Raw genomic sequence first — 11,060 nt, 5'->3', positions numbered from 1 at the left:
CTCCAGCGATGGCGTCGACTGTCTCCAGGACATCATCGCCGAGAACCGCCGGAGCCAATTCTGATCTCACGGGCGGCCGCTATCGGAGGCGTACCAAGCACGGGCTGAGCGCGGCGACGTTCTACAAGCTGAAGGCCAAATACGGCGGGATGGAGGTATCGTATTTAACCGCTGGACTCTCGTTATGATCGAGGGACTGACGGGGGGCAGGTCAGCTGGAATGTCCAGTATGGAACTGCGGAGACTATCTGCAGATTCCGAAGAAATCTAACAACCCCGGCAGGGAGAGCTGGTTTTGGCTCGGAGGCGGGTCAACCGTTGTTCACCTCGATCCGGCTTGTGCCGCGCCCAGTTGGCTTGACCTCGATCTTGACGGCGATGCGTTCCTTCAGCTCCTCGACATGACTGATGACGCCCACACGCCTGCCGGTGGCATGCAGATGTTCCAGCAGCGCCAGCGCCTGACCAAGGCTTGACGGATCGAGGGCGCCAAAGCCCTCGTCGATGAACAGGCTCTCGATCCGGACGCCGCGCGCGGTAGACATGGCGGCCAGCCCCAGCGCTAGCGCGAGGCTGATGAGGAAACGCTCGCCGCCCGAGAGGTTGTGCAACCCGCGCACCCGTCCGCCCATGTCATGGTCGATCACCTGGATCAGCATGTCGCCGCCCATGCCGCGTTCCAGCGCGAAACGGGGCTTGAGCTGCACCAGGCTGGCGTTGGCCTGTTCCAGCAGGCGGTCCAGCGTCAACCCCTGCGCAAAGCGCCGGAATTTCTTCCCCTCGCTGTCGCCGATCAGCTGGGAAAGCTGAAGCCAGACATGTGCCTTGGCGCTTTCCGCCTCCAACTGGGCGCGTAATTCGGCGGTGCGTTCGCGCACCAGATCGTCCTGCCGGATCGCCAGCCTTGCCTCTTCCAGCGCGCGAGTCATGGCATCCAGCTCTCGGCGGACCTCGGCCAGAGCCGCTGTCAGCGTGTCACCCTGCAAACTCTCGTCCATAGCAGGCGATACCGCATGGCGAGCCAGATCCTCGTGGCATTTGTCCAGCACCGCCTGCGCCTCTCGCATGGCGCCCTCGATGCGGGTTAAGGCCTGCGCTTCGGCCTCCAATCCTTCGGCGCCAAGGCTGGCCACACGCGCCAGATCGGCGGCCATCACACCGCTGTCGGCCAGCGCCTCTGTCAGGGTCGAGTCCGCCTGATCCAGCGTGGCGCGGGCCCTGGTCAGCTGCCCCTCGGCCTCGGTCATGGCGGCTTTCTCACCGGCCAGCATCCGGGCCGCCTGTTCGCGCCGATCACGCGCTGTTTCGCTGGCCTTTCGCGCAGTGTCGGTGGCTTGACCGATCTCGCGCTCGACATCCGGCACGGCTCGCCCATCCAGCAAGGCTGCACGCTTTCTCCGCAACCCTGCGGCTTCCTCATTCCGCTGGCGCCATGTTTCCGCTGCGGCACGCGCTTGTGCCGCCGTCACATCGCGGGCACTCCCGGCCTCACCCAACGCCTGAGCCAAAGCGGGCAAGGCCTGTGCCGCTTCCGCCTGCTCGGCAGCATGGTCGCGCCATGACCGCGCCTCGCCCCGCACCCATGCCGCGCCATCGGACAGGCTGCGCCAATCAACCATCGCCGCCAGCGCATGATCCAGCACATCACCCTCTCGGCCCAGCGTGGCGGCCCATGTGGCCAGCGCGGCACGGGCCTCTCTGACGGCCTCGCTCCGCATGCGGAGCCGGTCGCGGGCGGCCTGCTCACCGCTTCGCGCTTCCTCCAGAGCATGGCGCGCCGCATCCTCGGCGCGGCGGGTGCGATCAACGTCAGCCTGCGCCGCCTGCATCGCATCGCGCTGCCGGTTGGCCGTCTGGCGCAGGGCCGACAATCGCTCGCCCAGATCCGGTCCCGCCTCGATCCCCAAGGCGTCGATGGCCTGTTGCAGCGATGCCCCGGCATCTTCGCTGGCGGCATTCAGACCCGCCAAGGCGGACAGCTGATCGCCTTCCTCGTCTGCCAGCGTCGCTTGCTGCTGCGTCAACGCTTCCTTTTCCCGCAACATCGCCTGATGATCGCCGCGCAACCCGGTCCATTCCTGCTCCAGAGCTGCCGTCTGGGCGCGGTTCTCCTCCAGATGCCGACCCAGCAGGCTTTCCAGCGCGGAAAGCGGATGTTCCGCCGCGCCGCAAACCGGGCAGGGCTCACCCTCGACCAGCCCGGCACGCAACGCTTCCGCTGCCTCCGTAGAGGCCGCCAGCGACTGGGCCAACACGCGCCGCGCCTGGATGAGCCGGGCATCCACACCGGCCAAAGCCACGGTCTGATCGGCCAAAGTCCGTTCGATCTCCGCGAGCCTGAGGTGACCTGCCTGCAGGCGCTGGCGGGTCGTTTCCAGCGCCACCGCGCCGCGCTCGGCATCACGGACCGCCTGCGCCGCCTCGAACGCGCGAAGCTGCGCCCCGCCCATCGCCTCGATCCGCGCGGCAACCTCTGCCAAGGCCCCCTCCGGCGGCAGGTTGGCCTCGGCCTGCTGGCGCTGGGCGGTGGCGGCTTGGGCCGCCTCCTCGGTCAGGCGCAAGCCATCACCCTGCGCGCGATGATCGGCCAGAGCCTTGCGCTCAGCCTCCTCCCTTTCGGCCAGAACGGTCACGCCCGCGTCATGATCGGCCTGCGTGGCGGCATGCCCGGCGATCAGGGCGGTGAGTTCTGCCTCACGCTCGCTCAGCCCGCGCAGAGCGGCATGGGCCGCCAGCCAGCTTTCGGCTGCCGCCAGTCGCGCCCGCGCCGCATCGTGAAGATCGCGCGCCGAGGCGGCAGCATGGCTGGTCCGGGTGGCATCGGCCTGTGTGCGGGACACGTCTTGCTGCGCCTGCTCCAGACGCGTCGATGCTTCGGCGATCTGGCGGTCGAGGCTGCGGGCTTCCTCCAGCGCCGGGGCCAACTGGCGGGCCTGTTTCTCCTGCGCGGCCAAGGCGACTGCAGTGTTCTCGGCCTCCTGAATGCGTGCGTCGGCGCTTTGCGAAGCCGCTTCGACGGCCTTACTCCGCTCCGTCAGATGGCTGTCGGCCAACGTCACATCCTGCCGCGCGGCAGTCTGCGCCGCCGACAAAGGCAGCAATTGCGATGCCTTCCGGTTGCGAACCAAAGCCTCCCGGCGAGGCAGCGCCGCATCATGGGCGTCGCAGGCCTGCTGCAAGGCCTGCCCGGCCTGCTCCACCGCCGCCAGCAACTCGCGCCCCCGCGCCTGCCGCCGCTCCTCCGCCTCCAGAGCCTCCTTGCGGACCAACGCCTGCGCCTGCGCCAGCCCGGCCTCCTCCAGCGTCACCTCCGCCGAGGCACGGGCCTCATCATCCAGCCCCTGTTGCCCGGTGATCTGCTGGCGCAAGCTGTTGATCCCGGCCTCCAACTCCCGCGCCTTGGTCCAGGCGCGCTGGCCGATCCGCGTGTAGATCTGCGAGCCGGTCAGCCGCTCCAGCAGCGCCGCGCGCTCATTGGCATCCGCGCGGATGAAGGCCTCGAAATCGCCTTGCGCCAGCAGGACCGCGCGGGTGAACTGGTCTGCGGTCAGGCCAATGATTTCGGCGATGGTCGCGCGCGTTTCGGTGTTGGTCCCGCCCATCCGCTCGCCTGTATCGAGCCGCTCGAAGGTATGGCTGTGGTTTTGCAGATTGCCGTCGGCCTTGCCGCGCGCTCGGCGCACTTCCCAGCGGGCGCGGAAATGGCCGCCGCCGGGCATGGCAAAGTCCACCTCGGCATGGCCTTGCCCCGCGCCATGGCGCAGGATGGAGCGGGCGTCGCGCGCGGCGATGCCATTGTCCTGCGCGCCCACGCTGCCGCTTGCGGGCGCTGCGCGCAGGCGGGGGATCTCGGCAAACAGGGCGAGGCATACCGCGTCGAGCAGGGTGGATTTGCCAGCGCCGGTCGGCCCGGTGATGGCGAAAATGCCTGAGGACACCAGTGGTTCCGCGGTGAAATCGACCGCGAAATCACCGGCAAGGCTGGCAAGATTGCTGCCGCGAATGGCCAGAATGCGCATCAGCGGTCCTCCCCAGCGGTTTCGGTTTCGACCAGCAATCGCGCAAAGGCGGCGGCCAAATCCTCAGCAGGGGCCTCGCCACCATAGTCACGGCGGAGCAGCGCGGCAAAGACGTCATGTGGGGCTAGCTCGGCCAGATCTGCGCCGCTCATTGGGTCCTTGGCCGCCTCGGGCGTCTCGGCCCGCACCGACAGGATGCGCACCAGACGCAGCGGCTTGTCCTCCAGCGCGCCCAGGATGCGCGCCTGCAGATGTGGCTCGGGGCCATCGATCCGCACGGCGATCTCGATGAAGGGCCAGATCTCGCCCGGCATCATCGGGTCGAGGTCGAGCGCTTCGATGGCCGCCACCGCTTCATCCAGCGGCGCCGGCCCGATGGAGAGGAACGCCACCGGGCGCGGGATCGGCACCAGATCGACCGCGCAGGCGTTCCGTGACAAGCGGACCACGGCGATGGAATGGCGATAATCGCGCTCGGCAGAGGAAAGCGGGAAGGGCGATCCGGCATAGCGCACCGTGGTCGCGGCCGTGATCCCCTGAGGGCGGTGCAAATGCCCCAGGGCGACATAGGCGGGGCGGGCGTCGAACAGGCTGGCGGCCTGCGCTTCCTCGCCGCCGACCACGATGCGCCTTTCGGAGAGGTCGGAGGTGTCGCCGCCCGCCACATGCAGATGGCCGGTCAGGATCAGGGGCAGATCATCGGCTATGGCCATGCCCGCGTCGGTAACGGCGGCGTAGAGCGAGGGCAGGCTATACGTGCCCAGATCGCCCGGGCGGCAAAAGGGCACGGCGGCCAACCATGCCGCCACTTGCTCCGAGCCATCGCGCAGGGGGATCAGCAGGCGGTCGAAATCGGGCGCGCCTTCGCGCCGGGGCAGGGCGCCGATGAAGTGAACGCCGCCATCGCCCAGCAAGGCTGAGGGTAGATCGATCCGCCCCGCGCTGTCATGGTTGCCGCCCAAAATGACGATTTGCAGGCCGGGCCTGCGGGCGGTCGCGGCATGGAGGAAGCGGAACAGCCGCCGCATCGCGGACACTGGCGGATTGGCCACATCATAGACATCGCCGGTGACCAGCAGCACATCGGCGGCCTGCGCTTCAATCTGCTCAAGCAGCCAGTCAAGGAAGGCATCGTGCTCGGCCTGCCGGTCGTGGCCGTTCAGCTCATGGCCCAGATGCCAGTCGGAGGTGTGGATCATTGTGAGGGCGGTCGAGCTGTCGATCATGACCGTTCATTGCCACCTTGAGGGATACAGGCAAATCAGCTCGGTGGGTTTTTACCCAAGCAATCCTGGATCGCCGGTCGCGACCGCAAGCGACGAAACCCAGGATCGATTTGGGTGCGACCATGTTGTCCCACTTGGGGCACCCGGCCCTTGGTGGACCGATCGTCAGCGGGAACCTGACAAGGTGTAAAAATTCATGAGGGCAATTGACAGCGGAGCAAACGATAGTCAAAATCCGCGCTGGCCTTACCTCCAAGCTTGTCGCCGAGCTAAACGGATCCATATTGCTTAGAGTAGCTGCTCGCAATTCCAGTGGCCAGATCGTTTAAATGGCGACCGATCCTACCCGTTGGAATTCGTAATGGCTATTTTTCTACCCAATCATCATAACATCCGTTTCCTGAAATCCGTTCTCCGGAATGATTTTGGCATGCGTTCGGCGCACGCCACCGAAGCAATCGCTTCTCTTCTGGGTTTTCGATCCCATGCCTCTTTCCTGGCAGCCGGCAGCCAATTGACAGATGTGACGGCCTTTAACGTCGATTTTGAGGCTTTCGAAGAACGCGCTGCTCAGTTGGGGTATGAGGAGACCTCATCTGAATATCTTCACATGATTTTTAAAGATATCGCTTGGCCTGAGCCGGCATGGAAATTTTTTGACAAGCGAGATGCCAAGGGCAGAGATACCTGGTTTTTCGAATGCAAAAAGAGAGCAATCCCTTTCCTGCATATCGCAAAAGCAAGGAAATATTGCACGGTTGAATGGGACCATATCACCATGGACTCTGATTACGATCAGATGGTTCGGAAAGCTGGCGATGGAGATATGGGCCAGGTATTGTTCAAAACCTACCAATTCATCGCATTAGGGGCTGAACCCAAAAGCTTTTTCAGCGGCAGCTCAATGGTTGGCAATGTGAAAGGTTTGTCGGACGGTAGTGCCAGACAGATCGCCAATGCCTTTGCGATGTTGCTTTTCCCAGGAAATTTACAGGCCGGGTTGATGGCATAATGCGGCCCGGGAAGCTGCCATGGAGGCAGCTTCCCGGGTATTCCTTCAGGACTTTCCGTGAAAGGTTGAGAGCGCGGCCGCTTCGCTCAACGCATGCAACCACCCGAGTTTCTGCGCCAAACGCTCTCATTGCACCTGACAGACTGAGGATGCTGCCGCGGGGTAGCTGAGGCAATCATTGCCCGCTGGTCGATATGCAGTGAGCCGTCAAATGTGCAAGGTTTCCGGTTCTCACGCAGTCTGCTAAAGGACATGTATGAGGGGATGTTCACGTGTATATCGCTGAAATTCGTATCGAAAATTTCCGGCTCTTCGGCGCTGATGACCATGCTTTCGTTCTGCCGCTTTCGCCGGGGCTTACCGCATTAGTTGGTGAGAACGATGCCGGAAAAACTGCGGTCATTGATGGGTTGCGGTTGGTCTTGGGCACGCGTGACCAGGATGTGCTGCGGGTGGATCCCTTGGACTTCCATCAGGCGGCACTTGGCGGGGCACGAGCCGATCAGATCGTTATTCGGCTGACGTTTCGAGGCCTGACTGTGGCCGATCGTGGCGCATTCGCGGAATTCCTTACCTATGAGACGATCGAGGGCGCGACCGATACCGTGTTGATCGTGACTTGGGTTGCGAAGCGCAATGCCAAGGAAGGCAGCTCGCGACGGGTGTTGCCACCCGAATGGCGAACAGGGGCGCATGGAGATGGTCCATTGCTCGATCTCGCTGCGCGATCGTTGCTGACTGCAACATATCTGCGGCCTTTGCGGGATGCTGAGCGGGCGATGAGTGCCGGGCGGGGATCCAGGTTGTCGCAGATCCTCCAGCACACCAAAGAGATCCGGGACACAGGCAATCCGTTTGACAAGGAAGCTAAACCGCCGGCTGATCCGGCGACGCTCAGTGTGCTGGGGCTCGGGGACTACGCGAGCCATCTCTTCGGCGCGAGTGAAGGCATCAAGCAAGCGCGACAGAGGCTTAATGATGAGTACCTGAAGCCCCTGTCGTTTGCCAATGATCTCCTGCAAGCGCGGATTGGCGTGGCCGGTGCGCAGGAAGACAGCCTCCGGCTGCGGCAGCTGCTCGAGAAACTAGAGCTGGCTCTCACGGCCTCGGCGGACCCCGACAGCCTGCACAGTCGAGGGCTTGGGTCTAACAATTTGCTCTTCATGGCTTGCGAGTTGCTGCTGCTAGCGGCAGAAAGTGATGGCTTCCCGCTGCTTCTGATCGAGGAGCCCGAAGCGCATCTTCACCCCCAACGGCAATTGAGGCTGATGTCGTTTTTGCAGGCTCAGGCGCAGAAAAAGCGCTCCGATGAGCAGCGCATTCAGATCCTTGTGACAACACACAGCCCTCACCTTGCTTCGGAACTGCAGCTTGACGGTCTGGCGCTGATCGAAGGCGGTCGTGCGTTTCCGCTAAGCAAGGACAAGACGGAGCTCAGCGGGTCAGACTACCGGTTTCTCGAGCGCTTTCTTGATGTGACCAAGGCAAACCTGTTTTTCGCGCGTGCCGTTGTGATCGTCGAGGGGGATGCGGAGAACATTCTGTTGCCAGTGCTTGGAAGGCTGCTGGGGCGGGACTTCCATCACCACGGAGTCTCGGTGGTCAACGTCGGGGGTGTCGGTCTGGGCCGCTATGCACGCATTTTCATGCGTAAGGATCCTAAGTTTGATGGGATCATCAACATTCCTGTTGCCTGTATTACTGACATGGACGTCATGCCGGATAATGCGCCGTGGATCGTCGGCAAACTGAAGGATGGGGAAGAAATTCCAAAATTGCCAGGCTCGAAGAGGCAATGGCGGGTCAAGAAGGATTTCCCTGGCACTAAGCTCGACGAGCGGCGTGCAGAACGCAGGGCGAAGGCTTCTGGTCAGAAGGTCGAAACCTTCGTCGCCGACGAATGGACGCTTGAATTCGATCTCGCTTTCTATGGACTGGACAAGCACGTCTATCGAGCGGCATGCCTAGCAAAAGCCGATGACCGATTGAATGCCGGCAAGGTCACTCAGGCTGTTATCCTTGTCGAAGCTGATGCTGCCTACCAGCTCTTGATCGAGGCGGGGCATGATCGTTCGACGCTTGCAACTCATGTTTATGCGCTGTTCGAGGATGAAGGCGCATCTAAGGCGATCAGCGCGCAATACCTTTCCGAGTTGCTGGAGAAGGAGTTCAAGGAAAAGCATCTCGATGCAGACAAGCTGCGCGGGTTGCTCCCACCCTATGTCGTGGACGCGATTGCCCACGTCACCGGCCCCTTTGCTCCGCTGCCTCACGCCGGCGGCACGGGTGGTGCGAACCCGCCGGCTGCGGCGCCGGCGCCGGCGGCCTAAAGGATGTTTGACGATCTCATTCGCGATGAGGATGTTGCCTGGGCTTCGGAGTTGATGGGGCTGGGGCCAAATGGCTTCGCCCCCGCAAATGGCGATGACAGCCGGCTTCAGGCCATGCTGCGTATGGATACAGTCGATTTCGAAGCATGCCCGGGAAGTGGTAAGACCACTTTGCTGGTTGCGAAACTGGCAGTGCTGGCGACGCGCTGGCCTTATCGTCAGCAGGGCATCTGCGTGTTGTCACACACCAATGCGGCGCGCAACGAGATCAGCGCTAAGCTCAGCCATTCGGCGGCGGGCATTGCGCTCACGCGTTACCCTCATTTTGTTGGAACGATCCACGCCTTTGTAAATGAGTTTCTGGCGTTGCCCTGGCTCCGCTCAAAGGCGAACGGTGTGCGTTGCATCGACACTCAGATTGCACTTGCGAAACGATGGAGCAAGTTACCCCGGGGGTCCCGCTGGGCGTTGGAACAAGCCGGACTGAATGAAACCTGCCTTATCTACACTGATACGGACTATGGCGGCGGGAAGATTGGCAGATTTGGCCAGCACACCCCTACATATAAGGCCGTCGTTGAGGCGCGACGTGCTTCAAGCGAAGAAGGATATTTCTGCTTCGACGAGATGTTCGTCTGGGCCAACGAGCTGCTCGATCATCATCCAGAAGCAATCGCGACGTTGCGACGGCGCTTTCCTTTGGTGTTTATCGATGAGGCACAGGACAACAGCGAGACGCAATCGGCGCTGCTCCACCGCATCTTTTGCGATGGGGAGGCGCCTTCACGACGGCAGCGGTTTGGCGATTCCAATCAGGCGATCTATGCCAGCGCCAGTCAAACCGGTGCCAAAACGGACGCCTTTCCCGGAGCAGTCGTCCATTCGATGCCGCGTAGCTACCGTTTCGGGCAGGATTTGGCAGATCGTGTAAAAGGATTTGGGGTGGCCCCACAGGAGCTTGTTGGTGCTGGTCCACCGGCTCACCTCGGCGCGGCCGCTGTGGCGCCTACGATTTTTCTCTTCGATGATGCTTCAGTTGAGGACGTGCTGGCTCGCTATGGACAGCACCTTGTGGACAGTTTTGATGCCTCTGTCCTTACGAAAGGCGTGTTCACGGCAGTTGCGGGGGTCCATGAGCGTGGCGAGGATGATCGCATTCCTCGCTCGATGTCGCACTATGCGCCAAGCTATGACCCCGCATGCGCTCGAAGAGAGACGGCTCCTGGTAGCTTCGCCCAATATCTGGCTCGAGCTCGGTTCGAGGCAGTGGGGCAGGGCAACACCGACAAGCTTGTGAATGCTGCAGCTGCGGCCTTGATCGCCGCGAGTGAAATGGAAGGTGGTTCCCATGGCTCCGGGGCGCGAAAGTCTCCTCATCGTCGGGTGATCGAGCTTCTTGGGGATGGCGATGCGCGAGCCGACTATCTCGCTCTCCAGGAAATCATTTTAAAGCATCAGGGTGATATCCCCCATGCTGTCTGGGGTGCTCAGGCAGCAGGATATGCCGAAGCCGTGGTACGTTGCTTGAGTAACACTCCGGCGTTAAGCGAGGGCGTTGCTGCGTTCTTGACGGCCTTTCCGGTACCAGAGGTTGAGGGCGAGGAAGAAGTGGTCCCCGCGCGAGCTGACAATCTGTTCCTCTATCCTGCGGGTGCAGCGCAGGTTCGCATTCGCCTGGGGTCTATCCATTCGGTCAAGGGCGAAACGCATACGGCGACGTTAGTCCTCGACAGCTTCTATCATGCCCACCACCTCGATGAGCTCAGGCCATGGCTGCTGGGAAAAAAGTCGGGCGGCGCCACGAAGAACGGCAAAGGGAAGGTAAAGCCCGAGGGAATTCGAACGGTCGGGCGGCTCAAGCTCCATTATGTTGCTATGACGCGGCCGACGCATCTGCTTTGCCTAGCCATGCGAAGAGACGCTTTTCAAGATGGCGAGCTAGCGACCTTGGCAGGTCGAGGTTGGACAATCATTGATTGTTCAGCGAACGATGAAGCATGAGCCTAAACTCTGGAGCAAGCATGGCGTCTCAGGCGACGAACACATATAGAATTTAACATATTGCACGTTGCCATAGGTCCTGACGGCAGCGATCATATGCAAAGAAGGTATCACATTCTTGCCATAAGAGATGGCTGGCTGGAATGACTGGGTTTGAGGACAGTCCGGTATGTCGGCTTTGAAAGCTTCCAAGACGGATAGCTGCCGCTCATGCATCTGCTTCGCTTCGGGCTGAGCCTACATTGTCCGCATAAAGACACGTTCGATACCATGAGCTGAAATGTGTCATTCGAGCTAACATGAAAATCGTCCACACTCTTTCAATGCCCATCTGGCTGCAGGCTGCAAAAAGCAGTGTAAATAACTGCTTGAAATACGTAAGCGCCGACGGAATGCGGCGTTGACGCGGCCTATTTGGCCTTTCGCAGACGGGGCGCCCATTTCTTTGCCAGCGCGGCGAAGCTGGCGTGGA

The 11,060-nt window shown here is 61.9% G+C and carries 6 protein-coding genes; 4 read left to right on the top strand and 2 right to left on the bottom strand.

Translation table 11 applies throughout. The features are described from left to right. On the top strand, positions 1-188 hold a 188-nt coding region (locus tag ACZ9HU_RS22170; RefSeq protein ID WP_476108055.1), incomplete at its 5' end, for a hypothetical protein. Positions 189-311: 123 nt separating this feature from the next. Here the strand turns inward: ACZ9HU_RS22170 and ACZ9HU_RS22165 are convergent. Together ACZ9HU_RS22165 and ACZ9HU_RS22160 are read right to left on the bottom strand one after the other, a co-directional pair. Continuing rightward, positions 312-4,019: an AAA family ATPase gene (locus ACZ9HU_RS22165; RefSeq protein ID WP_476108054.1), complete on the bottom strand. Its 3,708-nt coding sequence runs from the start codon at positions 4,017-4,019 to the stop codon at positions 312-314. Then, entirely contained in the window at positions 4,019-5,245 is a 1,227-nt protein-coding gene (locus ACZ9HU_RS22160) for an exonuclease SbcCD subunit D C-terminal domain-containing protein (protein ID WP_476108053.1), read from the bottom strand. The genes ACZ9HU_RS22165 and ACZ9HU_RS22160 overlap by 1 nt, the downstream gene beginning before the upstream one ends. Positions 5,246-5,606: 361 nt before the next feature. Here ACZ9HU_RS22160 and ACZ9HU_RS22155 point away from each other — a divergent pair, with 361 nt between their 5' ends. The 3 genes from ACZ9HU_RS22155 (at position 5,607) to ACZ9HU_RS22145 (ending at position 10,588) form a co-directional block, all read left to right on the top strand. Next, the gene (locus tag ACZ9HU_RS22155) at positions 5,607-6,257 is read left to right on the top strand and encodes a hypothetical protein (protein ID WP_476108052.1); all 651 of its coding nucleotides are present in this window, start codon (positions 5,607-5,609) and stop codon (positions 6,255-6,257) included. Between the two features lie 272 nt (positions 6,258-6,529). After that, the gene (locus tag ACZ9HU_RS22150; protein ID WP_476108051.1) at positions 6,530-8,587 is read left to right on the top strand and encodes an ATP-dependent nuclease; all 2,058 of its coding nucleotides are present in this window, start codon (positions 6,530-6,532) and stop codon (positions 8,585-8,587) included. A 3-nt stretch (positions 8,588-8,590) separates the two neighbouring features. Then, positions 8,591-10,588 carry a UvrD-helicase domain-containing protein gene (locus ACZ9HU_RS22145; protein WP_476108050.1) on the top strand — a complete coding sequence of 666 codons (1,998 nt, stop codon included), beginning with the start codon at positions 8,591-8,593 and terminating at the stop codon, positions 10,586-10,588. Positions 10,589-11,060 lie beyond the last annotated feature (472 nt).

It is taken from the genome of Novosphingobium sp. Sphag1I (assembly GCF_056279125.1).
The sequence above is the reverse complement of the archived record's forward strand: the minus strand, read 5'-3'. Positions and strand labels throughout refer to the sequence as shown.

Coding starts and splice junctions, on each gene's coding strand:
- ACZ9HU_RS22165 (WP_476108054.1), bottom strand. CDS start 4,019: ATGCGCATTCTGGCCATTCGCGGCAGCAATCTTGCCAGCCTTGCCGGT.
- ACZ9HU_RS22160 (WP_476108053.1), bottom strand. CDS start 5,245: ATGATCGACAGCTCGACCGCCCTCACAATGATCCACACCTCCGACTGG.
- ACZ9HU_RS22155 (WP_476108052.1), top strand. CDS start 5,607: ATGGCTATTTTTCTACCCAATCATCATAACATCCGTTTCCTGAAATCC.
- ACZ9HU_RS22145 (WP_476108050.1), top strand. CDS start 8,591: ATGTTTGACGATCTCATTCGCGATGAGGATGTTGCCTGGGCTTCGGAG.